17 protein-coding genes are annotated in these 20,114 nt (G+C 39.6%); all 17 read left to right on the forward strand.

All coding sequences use genetic code 11. The features are described 5' to 3' along the window. The first annotated feature begins 27 nt into the window (after positions 1 to 27). Positions 28 to 1,086: a DNA polymerase IV gene (gene dinB / locus NQ540_RS04120; protein ID WP_005605219.1), complete on the forward strand. Its 1,059-nt coding sequence runs from the start codon at positions 28 to 30 to the stop codon at positions 1,084 to 1,086. Between the two features lie 308 nt (positions 1,087 to 1,394). Further along, entirely contained in the window at positions 1,395 to 2,501 is a 1,107-nt protein-coding gene (gene pdhA / locus NQ540_RS04125) for a pyruvate dehydrogenase (acetyl-transferring) E1 component subunit alpha (protein WP_005605221.1), read from the forward strand. A 2-nt stretch (positions 2,502 to 2,503) separates the two neighbouring features. Next, positions 2,504 to 3,481 carry an alpha-ketoacid dehydrogenase subunit beta gene (locus NQ540_RS04130; RefSeq protein WP_005605223.1) on the forward strand — a complete coding sequence of 326 codons (978 nt, stop codon included), beginning with the start codon at positions 2,504 to 2,506 and terminating at the stop codon, positions 3,479 to 3,481. 81 nt (positions 3,482 to 3,562) lie between these two features. Beyond that, the gene (locus tag NQ540_RS04135) at positions 3,563 to 5,179 is read left to right on the forward strand and encodes a 2-oxo acid dehydrogenase subunit E2 (protein ID WP_005605224.1); all 1,617 of its coding nucleotides are present in this window, start codon (positions 3,563 to 3,565) and stop codon (positions 5,177 to 5,179) included. 78 nt (positions 5,180 to 5,257) lie between these two features. After that, positions 5,258 to 6,664, forward strand: coding sequence for a dihydrolipoyl dehydrogenase (gene lpdA / locus NQ540_RS04140; protein WP_005605225.1), 1,407 nt, complete (start codon positions 5,258 to 5,260; stop codon positions 6,662 to 6,664). Positions 6,665 to 6,918: 254 nt separating this feature from the next. After that, positions 6,919 to 7,872, forward strand: a complete 954-nt coding sequence (locus NQ540_RS04145) for a carbohydrate kinase family protein (protein ID WP_005605226.1) — start codon at positions 6,919 to 6,921, stop codon at positions 7,870 to 7,872. After that, a complete protein-coding gene (locus NQ540_RS04150) occupies positions 7,869 to 8,783 on the forward strand; it encodes a pseudouridine-5'-phosphate glycosidase (RefSeq protein WP_005605227.1) in 915 nt (304 codons plus the stop codon). The genes NQ540_RS04145 and NQ540_RS04150 overlap by 4 nt, the downstream gene beginning before the upstream one ends. Positions 8,784 to 9,832: 1,049 nt before the next feature. Further along, a complete protein-coding gene (locus NQ540_RS04155) occupies positions 9,833 to 10,114 on the forward strand; it encodes a UPF0223 family protein (protein ID WP_005605228.1) in 282 nt (93 codons plus the stop codon). After that, entirely contained in the window at positions 10,114 to 10,893 is a 780-nt protein-coding gene (locus NQ540_RS04160) for an inositol monophosphatase family protein (protein WP_005605229.1), read from the forward strand. Before NQ540_RS04155 ends, NQ540_RS04160 begins: the two co-directional genes overlap by 1 nt. A 53-nt stretch (positions 10,894 to 10,946) precedes the next feature. Further along, positions 10,947 to 11,483 carry an LOG family protein gene (locus tag NQ540_RS04165; RefSeq protein ID WP_005605230.1) on the forward strand — a complete coding sequence of 179 codons (537 nt, stop codon included), beginning with the start codon at positions 10,947 to 10,949 and terminating at the stop codon, positions 11,481 to 11,483. 91 nt (positions 11,484 to 11,574) lie between these two features. Further along, complete coding sequence (locus NQ540_RS04170; RefSeq protein ID WP_039848749.1) at positions 11,575 to 11,994, forward strand: hypothetical protein; 420 nt, start codon at positions 11,575 to 11,577, stop codon at positions 11,992 to 11,994. Positions 11,995 to 12,135: 141 nt separating this feature from the next. After that, positions 12,136 to 12,474, forward strand: a complete 339-nt coding sequence (locus NQ540_RS04175; RefSeq protein ID WP_005605235.1) for a putative DNA-binding protein — start codon at positions 12,136 to 12,138, stop codon at positions 12,472 to 12,474. A gap of 17 nt (positions 12,475 to 12,491) precedes the next feature. Next, positions 12,492 to 13,928, forward strand: a complete 1,437-nt coding sequence (gene ffh / locus NQ540_RS04180; protein ID WP_005605236.1) for a signal recognition particle protein — start codon at positions 12,492 to 12,494, stop codon at positions 13,926 to 13,928. A 100-nt stretch (positions 13,929 to 14,028) separates the two neighbouring features. Further along, complete coding sequence (locus NQ540_RS04185; protein ID WP_039848750.1) at positions 14,029 to 15,366, forward strand: MFS transporter; 1,338 nt, start codon at positions 14,029 to 14,031, stop codon at positions 15,364 to 15,366. A 113-nt stretch (positions 15,367 to 15,479) separates the two neighbouring features. Continuing rightward, positions 15,480 to 17,246, forward strand: coding sequence for an ABC transporter ATP-binding protein (locus NQ540_RS04190; RefSeq protein ID WP_005605238.1), 1,767 nt, complete (start codon positions 15,480 to 15,482; stop codon positions 17,244 to 17,246). Beyond that, the gene (locus NQ540_RS04195; protein ID WP_005605239.1) at positions 17,233 to 18,960 is read left to right on the forward strand and encodes an ABC transporter ATP-binding protein; all 1,728 of its coding nucleotides are present in this window, start codon (positions 17,233 to 17,235) and stop codon (positions 18,958 to 18,960) included. The genes NQ540_RS04190 and NQ540_RS04195 overlap by 14 nt, the downstream gene beginning before the upstream one ends. A 320-nt stretch (positions 18,961 to 19,280) precedes the next feature. After that, complete coding sequence (locus NQ540_RS04200; protein ID WP_039848751.1) at positions 19,281 to 20,108, forward strand: glycerophosphodiester phosphodiesterase family protein; 828 nt, start codon at positions 19,281 to 19,283, stop codon at positions 20,106 to 20,108. Positions 20,109 to 20,114: the final 6 nt, after the last annotated feature.

The following is a 20,114-nucleotide window of genomic DNA, read 5'->3' on the forward strand; positions in this document are numbered from 1 at the left end:
AATGTTCGTTTTCAGGTGGAGGTATAGATGCGAAAAATATTACATGTGGATATGGATGCTTTTTTCGCTTCTGTTGAACAAAGAGAGCACCCAGAGTGGAGAGGAAAACCAGTTATTGTTGGAGGAAAACCCAATGAAAGAGGAGTCGTCTCAACTTGTTCATACGAAGCACGAGCTTTTGGTGTTCGATCTGCGATGCCTACAGCAAAAGCCATGAAACTATGTCCAAAAGCGATTCTTACTCCAGGAAACTATTCTTTGTACAAAGAGATATCCTCTCAAGTTCGTGAGGTGTTTAAATCCTTTACGAATATGATAGAACCACTTTCGATTGATGAAGCTTATTTAGACGTAACCAATAATAGTAGGGGGATTGCTTCTGCCACTTTAGTAGCACACTTGATTCAAAAGGAAGTGTATGAAAAGACTGGACTTACTTGTTCTGTGGGCGTGTCTTTTAATAAGTTCTTGGCTAAAATGGCCTCAGGTTATCAAAAGCCTTCTGGAATTACAGTGATTACACCTGAAAACGCACAAGAATTTATTCGGACTATTCCAATTGGAGATTTTTATGGGGTTGGAAAAGTGAGTGCCGAAAAGCTTAGAAGAGCAGGAATTGAAACGGGAGAAGACTTGCTTCATTTATCGAAAGCAGAATTAGAAAGTAGATTTGGAAATTTAGGACCTAGGTTATATGCACAGGTAAGAGGAATCTCGAATGATCAATTGACTTTGTATCGAGAAAGAAAATCCATGGGTTCAGAAAGAACTCTTATCAAGGATACGACAGATCATGGTATTTTGAGTGAGTATTTAGAAAAGTTTTCTCTTGAAATAGCGAGCATGCTACAGAAAAGAGCATTAGCATCTCGTACAATTTCCTTAAAATTAAGAGATTCTAATTTTAATACAACAAGTAAAAGTGTTACATTACGGGACTATTTTAATAAAAAAGAAGAAATTCTTCAGCTTGCATTGCAACTATTTGAAGAAATGATGGATGAAAAGCCAATTCGTTTGATTGGGCTAAGTGTTTCGCATTTAGAAAAGACAGATAAAATTTATAAACAATTAAAACTGTTTTAATAAATTAGTACAGTTCTAAAAGTGAAACTAGTACAGTTTGCAAGTGAAAACAATAGGTTCATTTGCTGAAAATAGATGAAAACAGATAAAGAGATGAACAAATCGGAATAAAAAAAGACTTTATAAAGCGTAACAAAATAGAACTTTATTCACAAAGTTAACAGAAACGCTCTATAAAGTCTTCTTTGCTTGCATAATTCACAAAAGTTTGTTAAATTATTATACGATAGCAGAGGGAATAGTACAGTTTTAACTACCTGTTTTGTCTGTGAAGCACAATTTCTTATAGAAAAGGGGAAAAAAGAAGTATGGCAACGAAGAAAAAATTCAATCTCGATGCACTTTTCACACCAAATAACACGAACTTTGAAATGGTTCAAGTGTTAGACGCAGAAGGAAAAGTTGTAAATCCTGACTTAGTACCAGATTTATCTGACGACGAATTAGTTGAATTAATGACAGATATGGTATGGTCTCGTATTTTACACGAACGTTCAACTGCATTAAACCGTCAAGGACGTTTAGGTTTCTATGCTCCAACAGCTGGACAAGAAGCTTCTCAATTAGCTTCAATTAAAGCAATTGAAAAAGAAGACGTTCTTTTACCTGGTTACCGTGATGTACCTCAATTAGTAAAACACGGTTTACCATTATCACAAGCATTCTTATGGTCTCGTGGACATGTTGCAGGTAACATGTACCCAGAATCATTAAAAGCTTTACCACCACAAATCATTATTGGTGCACAATATGTTCAAGCAGCAGGTGTTGCTTTAGGTTTACAAAAACGTGGTAAGAAAAACGTTGCAGTAACTTATACTGGTGATGGAGGATCTTCACAAGGGGACTTCTATGAAGGTATTAACTACGCTGGTGCTTATAAATCACCTGCAATCTTCTTCATTCAAAACAACGGTTGGGCAATTTCAACTCCTCGTGAGTTACAAACAGCTGCTCCAACATTAGCTCAAAAAGCTGTTGCTGCTGGTATCCCTGGTATCCAAGTAGATGGTATGGACCCATTAGCAGTTTACGCTGTAACTAAAAAAGCTCGTGAATACGCAGTTGCCGGAAACGGTCCTGTGTTAATCGAAACAATCTGCTTCCGTTATGGTCCTCATACATTATCAGGTGACGATCCAACTCGTTACCAACCAGAAGGAATTCAAGATGAATGGGCTAAGAAAGATCCATTAATTCGTTTCCGTAACTACCTAACAGCTAAAGGCTTATGGTCAGAAGAAAAAGAAAACGAAGTAATCGAAGCGACTAAAGAAGAAATCAAAGAAGCTATTAAAGAGGCTGACAAACAACCTAAACAAAAAGTTTCATTCTTCTTAGAAACAATGTTTGAAGAACCAACAAACGTTATTAAAGAACAAATCGAACACTTTAAAGCAAAGGAGAATAAATAATTATGGCACAAATGACAATGATTCAAGCCATCACTGATGCATTGGCTGTTGAATTAAAACGTGATGAAAATGTCCTAATTTTCGGGGAAGACGTTGGTAAAAACGGTGGGGTTTTCCGTGCAACTCAAGGACTTCAAGATGAATTCGGTGAAGACCGCGTTTTCAATACTCCTTTAGCAGAATCTGGTATCGGTGGTTTAGCAATCGGTTTAGCTTTAGAAGGTTACCGTCCAGTTCCTGAAATCCAATTCTTCGGTTTCGTATTCGAAGTAATGGATAGCGTGGTAGCTCAAGCAGCTCGTACACGTTACCGTATGGGTGGAACTCGTAACATGCCAATCGTATTCCGTTCACCAATGGGTGGTGGGGTACATACTCCAGAATTACACTCAGATAACTTAGAAGGTTTAGTAGCTCAATCACCAGGTTTGAAAGTGGTTATCCCTTCAAATCCATACGATGCAAAAGGGTTATTAATCGCAGCTATTCGTGACAACGATCCAGTTGTTTACTTAGAGCACATGAAATTATACCGTTCATTCCGTGAAGAAGTTCCAGAAGGAGAATACACAGTTCCTCTAGGAGTAGCTGCAGTAACTCGTGAAGGTAAAGACGTATCTGTAATTACTTACGGTGCAATGGTTCGTGAAGCTGTTAAAGCTGCTGAAAACTTAGAAAAAGAAGGAATCTCAGTAGAAGTTATCGACTTACGTACTGTTTCTCCATTAGACTTAGACACAATCTTAGCATCAGTTGAAAAAACTGGTCGCGTAGTGGTTGTTCAAGAAGCACAACGTCAAGCTGGTATCGGCGCAATGGTAATGTCTGAAATTTCTGAACGTGCAATCTTAAGTTTAGAAGCTCCTATCGGACGTGTTGCAGCTCCAGATACAATCTTCCCATTTGGTCAAGCAGAAAACGACTGGTTACCAAATGCTAGCGATATTGAAGCTAAAGTTCGCGAAACAGTGAACTTCTAATTCAACAATTTTCATTCTAAAGAGCCTCTCGCATGAGTGTGCTCTTTAGAGTTTTATAAAAATAAGAAGGGATGTACAAGCATGGCTTTCCAATTTAAAATGCCTGATATCGGTGAAGGTATCGCAGAAGGCGAAATCGTAAAAATCGACATTAAAGTCGGAGATACAATTCAAGAAGATGATATTTTATTCGAAGTACAAAACGACAAATCTGTAGAAGAAATTCCTTCTCCAGTAAGTGGTAAAGTATTAGAAGTTAAAGTTCAAGAAGGTACAGTAGCACGAGTTGGCGACATCATCGTAGTTATCGACGATGGTTCTGGTCCAGCCGAAGCATCTGCACCAGCAGCGGCTCCAGCGGCAACACCTGCACCAGCAGCACCTGCAGCATCAAGCACTTTCCAATTCAAATTACCTGACATCGGTGAAGGAATTGCAGAAGGTGAAATCGTTAAAATCGACATCAAAGTAGGCGACAAGATTGTTGAAGATGACATTTTATTCGAAGTACAAAACGATAAATCAGTAGAATCTATTCCTTCTCCAGTATCTGGAACTGTTACAGCAGTTTTAGTATCTGAAGGAACAGTAGCTCACGTTGGTGATGTAATCGTTGAAATCGCAACAGAAGGCGGTTCTCACGCACCTGCAGCAGCGGCTCCAGCAGCACCAGCAGCACCAGCAGCTGCTCCAGCGGCACCTGCAGCTCCAACTGGAGTTCCAGCAGCAAGCAACCCTGGTAAATTAGTATTAGCAATGCCTTCAGTTCGTCAATATGCACGTGAAAAAGGCGTTGATATCACAGCAGTAGTTCCAACTGGTAAAGGTGGACGCGTAACTCGTGAAGACATCGATAACTTCGGTGGCGCGCCAGTAGCAGCTCCTGCAGCAGCTCCAGCAGCAGTAGAAGCTCCAGTAGCATCTGCAGCACCAGCTCAAGCATCTGCACCAGCAGCAGCTCCAGCTCCAGCTAAACCATTCGTTGGATCAGCAGAACGTGAAGAACGTGTTAAATTAACTCCAATGCGTAAAGCAATCTCTAAAGCAATGGTTAACAGCAAACATACTGCACCACACGTTACATTACATGACCAAGTTGAAGTTTCTAAACTTTGGGATCACCGTAAGAAATTCAAAGATGTTGCAGCTGCACAAGGTACTAAATTAACATTCTTACCTTATGTTGTTAAAGCTTTAGCAGTAGCAATGAAGAAATTCCCAGTATTGAATGCTTCTATCGATGACGCATCTCAAGAAATTGTTTACAAAAACTACATCAACATCGGTATCGCTACAGATACAGATTTAGGTTTATTCGTTCCAAATATCAAAGATGCGAATACTAAGAGCATGTTCGGTATTGCAGATGAAATTAACGCATTAGCTGCAAAAGCTCATGAAGGTAAATTAACAGCTGCTGAAATGGGACAAGGAACAATTACAATCTCTAACATCGGTTCAGTAGGTGGCGGTTGGTTCACTCCAGTTATCAACTACCCTGAAGTTGCGATTTTAGGTGTTGGTACAATCGTTCGTGAACCAGTAATCAACGAAAACGATGAAATCGTAATCGGACGTAACATGAAATTATCATTAAGCTTTGACCACCGTATCGTGGACGGCGCAACTGCTCAAAAAGCTATGAACGAAATCAAACGTCTATTAAACGATCCAGAATTATTATTAATGGAAGCTTAATTCATTAAACAGTTAGGGGCGACGTAGACACGTGTTTACGTCGGTTCCTTATTTGAAAACTTTTAAGAGGTGAAAAAAATGGTAGTAGGCGATTTCGCTATTGAACTAGATACAGTCGTAATCGGTGCCGGCCCTGGTGGATATGTTGCAGCTATTCGTGCAGCACAAGAAGGTCAAAAAGTTGCGATTATCGAGAAAGAATATATTGGTGGTGTCTGCTTAAACGTTGGATGTATTCCTTCTAAAGCATTGATTGCTGCTGGACATCATTACCAAGAAGCACAACACTCAGAAGTATTTGGTGTGACTGCTAAAGAAGTTGTTTTAGACTTCGCAAAAACTCAAGAATGGAAAGATAACCAAGTTGTTAAGAAATTAACTGCTGGTGTTGAGTACTTATTAAAGAAAAACAAAGTTGAAATCATTCGTGGAGAAGCTTTCTTAGTAGACGAACACACTTTACGTGTTGTGACTGAAGACAGCGCTCAAACATACTCATTCAACCATGCTATCATAGCTACTGGTAGCCGTCCAATCGAAATCAAAGGTTTCAAATTTGGTGGACGCGTGATCGATTCAACTGGTGGTTTAGGTCTTAAAGAAGTTCCTAAAAAATTAGTTGTTATCGGTGGTGGAGTTATCGGTTCAGAATTAGGTTCAGCATACGCTAACTTAGGTTCAGAAGTGACAATCCTTGAAGGTGCTCCAAGCATCCTTTCAATGTTTGACAAAGACATGGTTAAACTTGTTGAAGATAACATGGCTAAAAAAGGTGTTACTATCGTAACTAACGCAATGGCTAAAGAAGCTGTTGATAATGGTGACAGCGTAACTGTTAAGTACACAGTTGACGGCAAAGAAGAAGCGGTTGAAGCGGACTACGTAATGGTTGCTGTAGGTCGCCGTCCTAACACTGACGAATTAGGATTAGACGTTGCTGGTGTTGAAATGACTGAACGTGGTTTAGTAAAAGTTGACAACCAAGGACGTACAAACGTTAAAAATATTTTTGCTATTGGTGATATCGTTCCTGGACCAGCTTTAGCTCATAAAGCAAGCTACGAAGGAAAAATTGCTGCAGAAGCAATCTCAGGTAAAGCAGTGGCTGTTGACTACCGTGCAATGCCTTCTGTTGCCTTCACTGATCCAGAATTAGCTTCAGTTGGATACACTCAACAACAAGCTAAAGATGCTGGTTTACAAGTGAAAGCTTCTAAATTCCCATTATCAGGAAATGGTCGTGCATTATCATTGAACGCTACTGAAGGTTTCGTTCGTTTAATCACTACTAAAGATGATAACGTAATCGTTGGTGCACAAGTTGCCGGCGTGAATGCTTCAGATATCATTGCTGAATTAGGTTTAGCAATTGAAGCTGGAATGAATGCAGAAGATATCGCATTAACAATTCACTCACATCCATCATTATCAGAAGTAGTTATGGATACAGCTGAATTAGCATTAGGTATGCCAATTCACGTTTAATTTTCATATTAATGAACTTAGAGGACTCGAATTTTCGGGTCCTTTTTTGTTGCTGTTAAAGAAAAGATGACGTAGTTTGCGTTTTAAACCCGAACAATTATCTGACTGAAGTTTAAAATATTTGTGGTTTCCTCCTGGATAGCTTGATTGGAGTGGGGGTTATCGCTTATAATGAAGCGTATAAGACCGAATGAAGGAAAAGCTTCATCCTCCTCCATTCATCGAACCTTTATGTAAACGAAGGGGGATGTTTCATGTCTGAGGACAAGAAATTTAAGGATTCCTACGTACTTTGTATCGGTGGAATGAACGTGGACAAGAAAGTCCAATTGCTCGAAAATCTCGTGCTCGAAACGAGCAATCCAGTAGTCTCATCATTAAGTGCAGGTGGTGTTGCCAGAAACATTGCTGAAAATTTAGGACGACTAGGGCTTCCTGTTAAGATGTTATCGGTAGCAGGAGATGACGAAAGTTTTACATGGCTTGAAAGAGAAACGAAAGACATCATTGATTTTTCATTAGTTGACCGACTTTCAGGAAAAATAACGTCGAATTATACAGCGATTTTGGACCTACAAGGTGATATGTGTCTTGCTTTAGCAGATATGAGCATTTGTGAGGAGATGACACCTAAGTGGCTCACTTCGCATGAAGAAGCGGTGAAAGAAGCAGCGCTCGTCATTGCGGATCTCAATCTTCCTCAAGAAACATTAGCAGCGCTTATACAGCTAACAAATGAAGGAAAAATTCCACTTGCGATTATTCCAGTGAGCGGACCGAAGATGAAACGAATCCCAGACAAATTACAAGGAGTTTCTTGGATTGTCGTGAATGAAGATGAGTCAAAAACGAGGTACGGCGAACACGAACTTCCTGAACTGGCTACTCTGTGGCAGAGGGATGGCGTTGAAAACATTGTGATTACTAAAGGAACCAAATGTGGCGTCTTTGCAGATGTTACAGGAATCGTAAAGACTTTTACACCGATTAAAGCAGAGCAAGTCTGTGATGTGACAGGAGCAGGAGATTCATTTTCTTCTGGAGTACTCTATGGGGCTCTTAAGGGAGCAAGTTTGGAAGAGTCGATTGGATACGGATTAACGAATTCGTACTATACAGTCCAAGCTATTGAAACAGTTCGAAAAGACTTAAATGCTAAGTCATTTGAAAAAGAATATCAACAATTAAAGGAAAGAGGTTTATCATGAATCCATTATTATCAATCAGTAAAGAAGTGCAACACGCTTTAGACAACAACTTACCAGTCGTTGCGTTAGAATCAACCATCATTTCACACGGAATGCCATATCCACAAAACGTTGAAATGGCTAAAACTGTTGAACAAATTATCCGCGACAATGGGGCTGTTCCAGCAACTATCGCTATCATGGACGGAAAATACAAAATTGGTTTAGAAGAAGCTGACTTAGAACGTCTTGCAAAAGAAAAACCAGTTGCAAAAGTATCACGCCGTGACTTAGCAGAAACATTTGCTAAAGGTGTTTTAGGTGCAACTACAGTAGCGACAACGATGATTGGTGCGCACTTAGCGGGTATCAAAGTATTCGTAACTGGCGGTATCGGTGGGGTTCACCGTGGCGTTGAAGAAACAATGGATATTTCAGCAGACTTAGATGAATTAGGACAAACTCCAGTAACAGTTGTCTGCGCTGGTGCCAAAGCGATTCTTGATTTACCACGTACTCTTGAATATTTAGAAACAAAAGGCGTTCCAGTAGTAGGTTACCAAACAGACTACTTACCAGCATTCTACACTCGTACATCTGAGTACAAATTAAACAGCCGAGTTGAATCAGCTAAAGAAGTTGCTGAAATGATTCGTTACTCTGAGTTATTGAACCTTAAAGGCGGTATCTTAGTCACAAACCCAATCCCAGCTGAACACGAGATTCCACATGAAAAAATCGATGCGATTATCGATCAAGCGGTTCGTGAAGCAGACGAAAAAGGTGTTCACGGAAAAGACAGCACACCACTCTTATTAGCGAAAATCGTTGAGTTAACAGGCGGGGAAAGCTTGAAGACAAACATTCAGCTTGTTTATAACAACGCGAAGCTTGGTGCGCAAATCGCAAAAGAATACCAAGAAGGAAAATAATCAAAGAAAAAGGCTTTATGGATTACAACGAATCCTTGCGGATTTGTTTGTAGATGCTGTGACAAGGCACCGGTTCGAGCCGATGTCTCTCACCTTCAAAGCCTCAAAGAGGGCGTATGGATTAAAAATCCTACGCCCTCTTAGCACAGTGGTTGAATGGAATGAGTTTCGCTGTAAGCAGCTATCTCATTCCTATTCAACTTTGTGGGGGAAAGAAAACGAAATGCCATAGATACATTGTATCTATGGCATTTCTGTCTTTCTCCCTCGTTTTGATGCACTTCCTGTCACTGCAACTACAAAATCCGCGGATTCTCTGTAATCCATAAATGCAAGAAAGAAAATAATTCATTCTTAAAAATACTTTTATGGATTACTCTGTATCCTTACGGATATCTTCATATTAGCGATAACGGGGCATCGCTTCGAGCCCAAGGTCTCTCACCTTTAAAGCCTCAAAGAGGGCGTATGGATTCAAAATCCTACGCCCTCTTATTCGTTTTAATGCTATTCCCGTTATTGCTAATATAGAATCCGTGGATACGAAGTAATCCATAAATGATTGGTTTTCTTTTGTGATTGTACCCAAGAGAAAAGGTGGCTGTGCTTCTTGAGTTAGAGAGTATAGGGACTAAGTTTGAAGGGCATGCTATTAACAAATTAAACTGAAAAGCAGTTTTAAAATTTGAGTTATTGTCTCAAATTTTCGAGGAATCAACCTATTTAGTAAATTCTGTAAGAGTAGGATTAAACCATATAAAGCACCAAGAAGATGATGACTGAGAATCTGACGGATGTCATCGTCGTAGTAATGGGAAAGTGCATTAAATGCGAATTAGCAGGAGTTAGAAATGTTTTTCTTACTCCTGCTTTGAGGCTTTAAAGGCGAAAGACGTAAGGCTTGAGCCGGTGCCCCTTTACAACGACAATGAAAAAATCCGCAAGGATTCTCAGGAATCATCTTCTTTATTAAAAAGTTTTTTTATGCATAAATGGAAACTCTTGCAGAAAAAGTGTATACTAAATAGGTATGATTGTGAGGTGGCGAAATGGCCAATTATAGTTATCCAATTGATTTGGAATGGTCGCATGAAGAGATGAATAAAGTCATCAAACTTTGGAATGCGGTCGAAGAGGCTTACGAAAAAGGAATCCAAGTCGAGGCATTTAAAAAAGCCTACCAAGAATTTAAAACGGTAGTCCGTAGTATCGGTGAAGAGAAGAGACTTGGCCGTGAATTCGAGGAAGTAAGTGGATATAGCCTGTATCGTGTTGTCCAAGCAAGTAAAAACGCAACAAAAATTATTCGTATGGAAGGATTGAAAAAATAATGGATTTATTAGCAACACACCTATTAGTAAATGACTGGATTATGGAGGCTGGACAAAAAATCCGTCACAGCTTTGGGGAGCCATTAAAAGTAGATACAAAAACAAGTCGTAACGACTTAGTAACAAACGTGGATAAAGAAATCGAACAATTCTTTATCGCAAAAATTCGCGAACAATTCCCAACACACAAAATCATGGGAGAAGAAGGTTTCGGTGACGAATTAACTTCAATGGACGGTTACGTTTGGTTAATCGACCCAATCGATGGCACATTGAACTTCGTGAAACGTCAAGAAGACTTCGGTATTATGATTGCGTTATATAAAGATGGCGTAGGTCTATTAGGTTACATTTACGATGTCATGCGTGATCGCTTCGTGTACGGTATTAAAGATTACGGTGCGTACTGCAACGGCCGTCGTCTTTCAACTCCTGAAATCCACAGTATTGGCGACAGCTCAATCAACGTGAATGGATTTATGTTATTAGAAGCGACTGAAAAAGAAGCAGAAATGATTCGTAAAGCAATGGTTACTCGTACTTACGGTGCTTCTTCAATCGAGCATATCCAAGTGATTTTAGGAAAATCTGTAGCGTATGTTTCTACATTACTTGCTCCATGGGATATCGCACCAGGAATGGTGATTGCTAAAGAACTAGGATTACACTACAGTACAGTTGACGGAAAAGAAGTAGACTTCTTAGTTCCTAACAAAAAGACAACAGGTGTTATCTGTTCTAAAAATATTGCTGACGAAATTATCGCAGCATTTAAATAAAAATGAATGGAGGGGCGTAAGAGATTACGCCTCTTTCTTTTAAAGGAGAACGTATGAATATTGCAGTTTATTGTGCCGCAAGCCAAAGTAATTGTCCTGCATTTGATCAGAAAACAGAAGAACTAGGCAAGTGGATGGCAAAACACAACCACACGCTTGTCTACGGTGGTGGAAATACTGGACTCATGGGAGTAGTAGCGACTGCTGTGATGCAGGAAGGTGGCGAAGTGATTGGCGTGATGCCGCAGTTTTTTGTAGACCGTGAAATTGCGAAACAAGATATTACGAAGCTCTATATTGTCGATACGATGTCCGAGCGTAAAAATCAGATGATCGCACTCAGTGAAGTGTATATTGCCCTTCCTGGTGGTCCTGGTACCCTTGAAGAAATCGCAGAGGTCGTTTCTTGGGTACGTGTAGGCCAGACCAATGGCATTTGTATTTTTTATAATATGGAAGGCTACTACGACCATTTAGAAGCCTTTTTCGATAAAATGGTGGAGGCGAACTTACTAAGCGAAGACGACAGAAGTCAAATTCATTTTGCGAAAAGTCTAGCGGAAATTGAAGCACTTATTGGGTTGGTATAAGTTTAAATTTCGAGTGCATTTACTTAAAAATCGATTTTATGTTTTATATAATTTACTTAGTGAATAGCTGAATAGAAAGGGGAATGAGCTAATGATGAAGTCGTTAAGTAAGGTCTACCAGTATTTGTCTTTTATCTGTTTATTGATTCAATTTCTTTTTTCAATCTATTTCTATAATCAAAGTGGTGTATTTTTTGATGAAGGAGTACAAATACTCTTTCTATCCTTAAATGGACTGTTGGTGTTTGGAATAGTGCAACGAAGTAACAAGCAACACGATTGGCTAATTGGAGTAGGGGAAGCTTTAATCCTTCTTTTACTATTTTATCAAATCTATGCCAGTCATATTATGATTGTGGATGCATTTGTGGATAGTACCCTTCCACTTTTCTTACAAGAAGTTTTTGGGATTTGTAGTAAACTAGTTCTTTTGATGATGGGATGGAGTATTCTTCAACTGTTGATGCAGTTTGGTAGAATGTTCTGTGTAAAAAGGGTGACAACAAAATAAATCGAATGTAGTTCTATTTTTGGAGTGGAAATGTAAGTCGGAATGATGCAAGTTCTGGTGGAAGTTCTACTCCGTTTTTTGTTAGCGTAATACCCCTAACTTTGCTATAATAAAGGATATGAGTTTAAGGGAGGGCAACGAATGGAATTAGAAAAAACAACGCAAATGAACTTGCTTGTAGAGTTCTATGGCAGCCTTTTAACCGATAAACAACTCGAATATATGGAGCTCTATTATGGGGATGATTATTCGCTTGGTGAAATCGCCGAAGAATTTGACGTGAGCCGTCAAGCAGTATATGATAATATCCGCCGCTCGGCAAAGTTATTAGAAAACTACGAAGAGAAATTGCATCTTGTCGCTGATTTCTATAAACGCCAAGAGCACTATGATGAATTAGAAAAAGAGATTCAAAAGAACTATCCTGAGGCAACACAGATTGCTTCAATCGTTTCAAAATTACAAGAGATGAATAAATAAACTCAAGGAGTGAAATTATGGCATTCGAAGGATTATCAGATCGTTTGCAAAATGCGATGACTTCCGTTTCACGAAAAGGAAAAATTACGGAAGCTGACTTAAAACAAATGATGCGTGAAGTGCGTCTTGCGCTTTTAGAAGCTGACGTTAACTTCAAAGTTGTAAAAGACTTCGTGCGTAAAGTCAACGAACGTGCATTAGGTGCCAATGTGCTTGAAGCATTATCACCAGCACAACAAGTCGTTAAAATCGTTAACGAAGAATTAACAGAATTAATGGGGGGCGAACAAGCGCCATTCCGTTTCGAAGCTAAACCGCCTACGGTAGTGATGATGGTCGGTCTTCAAGGGGCCGGTAAAACAACAACTGCTGGTAAACTCGCTTCTTTCATGGCGAAACATGAAAAGAAACGCCCATTACTCGTTGCTGCCGATGTATATCGTCCAGCCGCGATTGACCAATTACAAACATTAGGAAAACAATTAAACTTCCCAGTGTTCTCACTTGGAAATCAAGTAAGCCCAGTAGAAATCGCAAAACAAGCGATTGAAAAAGCGAAAATTGATGGTCGAGACTTAGTGATTATCGATACGGCCGGTCGTTTGCATATTGACGAAACCTTGATGGAAGAATTACAAAACATCAAGGCAGTTGCAAATCCAAGTGAAATCTTACTCGTTGTCGACTCAATGACAGGGCAAGATGCCGTAAACGTTGCTCAAACATTTAACGAACGTCTGGATATTACAGGGGTTATCCTTACAAAACTTGATGGGGACACTCGTGGTGGTGCGGCTCTATCTATCCGTTCTGTTACAGGAAAACCAATTAAATTTACAGGTCGTGGGGAAAAATTAGAAGACTTCGAAATCTTCTACCCAGAACGTATGGCTTCTCGTATTCTTGGTATGGGGGATATGATGACCCTTATCGAGAAGGCGCAACAAGACTTCGATGAAGCCAAAGCGCAAGAGATGGCTGATAAAATTAAAGCAAATACCTTTGACTTTAATGACTTTATCGACCAATTAGACCAAGTGAATAAGATGGGACCACTTGAAGACATCTTGAAGATGATTCCGGGGTTAAATAAAATGGCTGGTCTAAACGACTTAAAAGTGGATCCAAAAGATACAGCTCGTATGAAAGCTATAGTCTTATCGATGACTCCACAAGAGCGTGAAAATCCAGATATCTTATCACAAGCTCGTCGTAAACGGATTGCGGCAGGTTCAGCTCGTCCACTTGCAGAAGTGAACCGTTTAATTAAACAGTTCAACGAGTCTAAGAAGATGATGAACCAAATGTCCAACGGTAACATGAAAGGCTTAGAAGGCATGATGAACCAAATGGGCATGGGCGGACGTACGAATAAACTTGCTCAAATCGGTATGCAACAATACGCACGCCGTCAAAAACAAAATAAATTGAAAAAATTAAAGAAAAAACGTTAGGAAACAGCGTTATAAAATAATAAAAACCGCAACATCTTACTAAACACGTAAGGTTGCGGTTTTTATTATGGAGAAGATAACGCAAAGAAAGGAGAACTCAATGGGAAATCAAACGAAAACATGGCATGTCATTTCAGCGGTAGTCGCAACGGCGATTATGAGCTTTTGTGGTGTGCTGATTGAAACCGCAATGAACGTTACCTTCCCAACATTGATGACAGAATTCAATACAGATTCTTCAGGGATTCAATGGGTAACAACAGGATACTTACTGGCTATTGCCATTGTCGTGCCGATTACGGCGTATTTAACACGAAACTACACGATTCGCCAACTCTTCTTGGCTGCGAATCTTTTATTTATCGGTGGGGTCTTAATCGACTGTATTTCACCAAACTTATTGATTTTATTACTCGGACGCTTTATGCAGGGGATTGGAACAGGGATTGCACTTCCACTAATGTTCCATATCGTATTGACAAAAGTGCCTTTACACCAACATGGAACTGTGATTGGAATCGGAGGAATGACGACCGCTCTTGCGCCACCAATCGGTCCAACATTTGGGGGTGTTGTCTCAAGTATGTTTGGATGGCGTGCGATTTTCTACGCATTGATTCCATTCCTTATTTTCTCATTAGTGATGGGACTTTGGGCGATTCAATCGGAAGAGTCACCGAAGAAGCAACCATTCAACTTTATGGCGTTTGTAACGTTAGGGATTGGCCTTGCAAGCTTACTGATGGCGATTGAACATTTATCCGTCATCTACCTTGGAGTAGTAGTTGTGGCTTTTGCGGCGTTCTTTTACTTTAACCAAGTGAATCCACTCTTATCGTTTAAACCATTCAAGCTTGTTCGCTTTAATGCGACACTTTATATCGTGTTAGCCTTCCAAGCAGTCGTCTTAGGTTTATCGTTTATTTATCCAAACTTTATTCAATTGGCGTGGGGCGAAACAGCCACAGTGGCTGGGCTCTTCATGTTCCCTGGGGCTACGATGGTTGCGGTATTATCTGTTGTGTCGGGTCGTTGGTATGATAAATCAGGCCCGCTAAAACCAATCTTAACGGGATTAGTATTTGCGGCTTTTGGGGGAGTAGCCATCAGCGTCTTCTTCCCAGGATTAACGATTTATCCACTCTTAGCGCTAAACGTAATCTTTATGACAGGGATTGGATTTGTAATGGGAAGCAATGTAACCTATTCATTAGCGCAATTAAATTCAGAGATTCAAGCAGATGGGAATAGTATTGTGAATACATTGCAACAGTTCACTGGTGCGATTTCAACAGCTGTTATCGCACGTATTTTCAGCTCTTTTGATTCAAACTTAGTAACAGCAGGACAAATCAGTGTCATCTTTGTAACGACACTTGCGGTGATCGCCCTTGTTGTTTTCTTGTGGATTTATCCACAAACGCAAAAGAAAAATTAAAATAGTGAGGCAATCCTTTTCTACTGGGAAAAGGGTTGCCTTTTTTAGTACTTATCATATGAAATGAAAAGAGGACTATAGTACAATAGATAGACGTGTGAAAGGAGAGCAAAATGTATTTACTAAAGAAATTATCGTGGTTTTTTAAATTAGAGTGGAAACGATATGCTATCGGGATTCTTGCATTATCTCTTGTTAGTGTACTGAATCTGATTCCACCAAGAGTGATTGGGGAAGTTGTCGATGCCATTGACCTGAAGACCTTAACAACATCGTCTTTACTATGGAACTTATTGTTGTTACTCCTTTCAGCAGTAGCCATGTATGGCCTTCGTTTTGTATGGAGACTGTTCATCTTCGGGACTGCAAACTCGCTCGGACAAAGACTTCGCAATCGTCTATACGAGCACTTCACAAAGATGTCTCCAAGTTTCTATCAAAAGTACCGTTCTGGAGATTTAATGGCCCATGCCACCAATGATGTGAGTGCTGTTGTCATGACAGCTGGTGGCGGTGTGATGTCGGCCGTCGATGCTTCGATTACAGCGCTAGTGACGCTCGCGACGATGTTCTTTGTGCTCGATTGGCGAGTAACGCTGGTTGCGATTATTCCATTGCCGCTACTGGCGATCGCGACAAATATTGTAGTTCGTGCGGAACATCAAAGTTTCAAAGAATCGCAAGAAGCTTTCTCACTGCTGAATAACCATGTAAACGAGAGTGTTTCTGGGATTAAAGTTACCAAATCATTTGGATATGGAGAACAAGAAACGACGTTATTTTGGAAAACCAACCAAGATGCGTGGAAGAAAAATAACCATGCTGCAAAATTTAATAATCTGTTTGATCCAATCGTTCTGATTTTCGTGGGGCTCAGCTACTTAATTAGCCTTGGTTATGGTGGCTATTTAATCCAACAGGGTGAATTCACGGTTGGAGAAATGATTACTTTTATGACGTATTTAGATATGCTGGTGTGGCCGCTTCAAGCCATTGGTTGGCTCCTAAATATCGGTCAACGTGCAAGCATCTCGTATCGTCGTATTGAAACCTTAATGGACGAAACAAGCGAAGTCAAAGAAGCTCCTAACGCACTTCCGATTACAGAAGTTCGTGAGATTGATGTCGATATTCACAACTTCCAATACGAAGATGTGCCAACATTAGAAGATGTAGCATTTCACCTTCGTCAAGGGCAAACGCTTGGGATTGTGGGCCCAACAGGTTCTGGAAAATCAACGCTCTTAAAATTATTCCTTCGTCAATACGATGCAGGAAAAGAAGAGATTTTGATGAATGGACGTTCCATTCAAAACTATCGCATAAAGGATTTGCGAACGCTTATGGGATATGTGCCACAAGAACAGATTTTATTTGCGATGTCGATTAAAGACAATATCCGCTTTGGAAATCCAACACTTCCTGATGAAGCAGTGATAGAAGCTACTAAAAGCTGCGGATTGTATGACGATATTATGGCGATGCCGGAAGGGTTCGATACGTTAATCGGGGAGAAGGGTGTCCTTTTATCAGGCGGTCAAAAACAACGTCTATCGATGGCACGCGCTCTTGTAGTGAATCCGGAAATCTTGATGCTTGATGATTCGTTATCGGCTGTTGATGCGAAGACAGAGCATTTAATCTTAGAAAACTTGAAACGTGAACGTAGCGACAAAACAACGATGATTACTGCGCATCGTCTATCAGCGATTGTGCACGCGGACCTGATTATCGTGATCCAAGATGGACGTATTGTGGAAAAAGGAACGCATGAAGAATTAATGGCGCTTAGTGGATGGTATGCTAAAACTTACGACCGTCAACAGCTTGAAGCGACACTTGAGGAAGGGGGAGACGCAGTTGAACATGAAGACTTTTAATCGACTCATCGCCTACTTATGGCGTTATAAGAAGTCGAGTACGATTGCGATATTATTTATCCTCTTATCCAGTGTGACTGCAACGGTGATTCCATTGATGGCTCGTTATTATATCGATACGTATATTGATAATGGCGTATGGAATGAAGGGTACTGGATCCTGATGGTTTACTACTCATTATTCTTGTTACGTGTTCTACTCACGTATATCGGAACCTATGCTTTTAGTTATGTATCCAATAGTGTTGTTCGCGATTTACGTCAAGAAGCCTTTACCAACATGCAAAAGCTCAATATGACGTATTTTGATACAACTCCAGCTGGAGCGATTGTCTCTCGTTTAACCAACGATACACAGGCAGTTAGCGATATGTTTAGTTCGATTTTTTCGACATTTCTAAGTACTTTATTTATTGTCGTGGCAACACTGTCTGCGATGTTTAGTATGAATGTAGGCCTTACGATTTTAATGGTTCTCTTTATTCCGGTGATGTTTGCGTCCGTTAAAATTTATAACCATTTATCTCACAGCGTAATTCGTAAGACGCGTGAGAAGCTCAGTGAGATTAACGTGAAGCTTGCAGAAAGTATTGACGGGATGAAGATGATACAGGCCTTTAATCAAGAAGAACGTTTAAGACGTGAATTCGAACAGATTAACGAGGAACATGTGCAATTCTCGAATCGTTCGATTAACGTGAACAGTTTGTTCCTTCGCCCAGCGATGTCACTTTTGAAGCTCGTTGCCTATGCGGTCATTATTTTATACTTTGGCCTTACATGGGAAATAGCAGGAGTGACTGCTGGGGTGATGTACGCCTTTATTCAATTCTCGAATCAGTTATTTAATCCATTAATCGATGTGACACAAAACTTCTCGATTATTCAAACGTCGATGATTGCAGCAACGCGTGTCTTTGAAGTCATCGATAATACCGATTATGAACCTGAACAACTTGGGAAGGTTACTGAGATTAAAGACGGGAAGATTGAATTTAGAAACGTTACTTTCTCTTATGACGGGAAACGAAATGTACTTAAGAATATTAATTTTGTGGTGAATCCAGGAGAGACCGTTGCCTTTGTAGGGTCGACGGGTTCAGGGAAGTCTTCCATCATGAATCTCTTCTTAAGATTTTATGATTTTAAAGAAGGGGAAATCTTGATTGATGAACTTCCAATTCAACAATATTCAAAAGAAGTTCTTCGCGATAAAATCGGACTCGTACTTCAAGATCCATTCTTATTCCATGGAACGGTTGCTTCTAATATTCGCATGTACCAAGACATCACAGACGAAGACGTGAAGCAGGCGAGTGAGTTCGTAGATGCTCATCATTTTATCGAACAACTTCCACAAGGATATGACCATAAAGTCTCTGAAAAGGGCTCAACATTCTCTAGCGGTGAGCGCCAATTAATCGCCTTTGCTCGAACGATTGCAGCCAATCCGAAAATCCTGATTCTGGATGAAGCGACTGCTAATATCGATTCGCAAACCGAAGAAGTGATTCAAACATCTCTTAAGAAGATGAGAAACGGTCGAACCACTTTAGCGATTGCGCACCGATTATCGACGATTCAAGATGCAAACCAAATTTTTGTACTCGATAAAGGAGAAATCGTCGAGAGCGGAACGCATACGGAACTCTTAGAAAAAGAAGGACTCTATTATAAAATGTACCAACTCCAAGCTGGGATGATGCAAGAATAACAATCATTAGAAAAGACATAGCGAAAAAACGCTATGTCTTTTTTGCAAGTGTAACATTTTTGTTACGTAACATAATTGTTACATCATAAGTTGGAAAAGTTCTGCTGTATCAAAAATGATTTGTATCAAAATTGATACAAAAGGAGTTTTTGAATTAAAGTTGTATCATCTGTGATACGTATCATGCAGGATACACATGTAATAATTATAAAATTTTAAGAAGAATATAATGGTGTGAAAAAAGCGGTGAAAAATGATAGCGTTTCATATTGACACGTTCCAAAATTAATTGTACACTATCAAAGTAGAGGAGGATGATTATGACTAATCCATTACAAGAAGCAAGAAAAGAGCATGTACTAGTGTGCGCTCATAGAGGAACTTGTGGAGCTTCTGTAATTCAGAATACTCGACTAGCCTTTAATAACGCATTATTACATGGTGCTGATATTGTCGAACTCGATATTGTTCGTTCAAAAGATGGTATTTTTTACGGACTACATGACGGGGTTGAAAAGTATATTTTTGGAAAGGAAGTAGATATTAGAGAATTAAACTCTGATGAAATCGATCATCTTGTAGTGACGAATGAATTCGATAAACCACTTGAAGGTCATGTTGAGAGAGTCGATGTTATCTTAGATTATTTATCAGAAAAGGATTGCTTTATCAACTTAGATCGTAGCTGGTTTTACTGGGATACGTTCCTTGATTATTTAAAAAAACGTCCAGATACAAGTTGTTGTATTTTAAAAGCTCCAGCTAAAGCAGAAATTCTAGAAGTTTTAAATGCGGCTAAATTTGAAATCGCTTTTATGCCAATCGTCAAGACTCAAGAAGAGTATCGGTTGGTTGAGCAATATGCCAACATCAATACAGTTGCTGTTGAGTTAATCTTTAAAACTCTAGATGCTGAAACGGTAAATCCTGATTTTATGGATGAACTTCATCAAAAAGGATTGCTACTCTGGGCCAATACTTTGACATTAAATAAAGTGTCTAAGTTATGTGGAGACTGTGATGACCATAGAGCAGTTTCAGGAGATTTAGATGGTAGCTTTGGCAAATTATTGGAAATGGGATTTGATATTATTCAAACCGATTGGCCATATTTATTAAGTTCATATATTAAAAATATACAAAAATAAAGGAGA

The organism is Granulicatella adiacens ATCC 49175 (assembly GCF_025150565.1).
GTDB lineage: Bacteria > Bacillota > Bacilli > Lactobacillales > Aerococcaceae > Granulicatella > Granulicatella adiacens.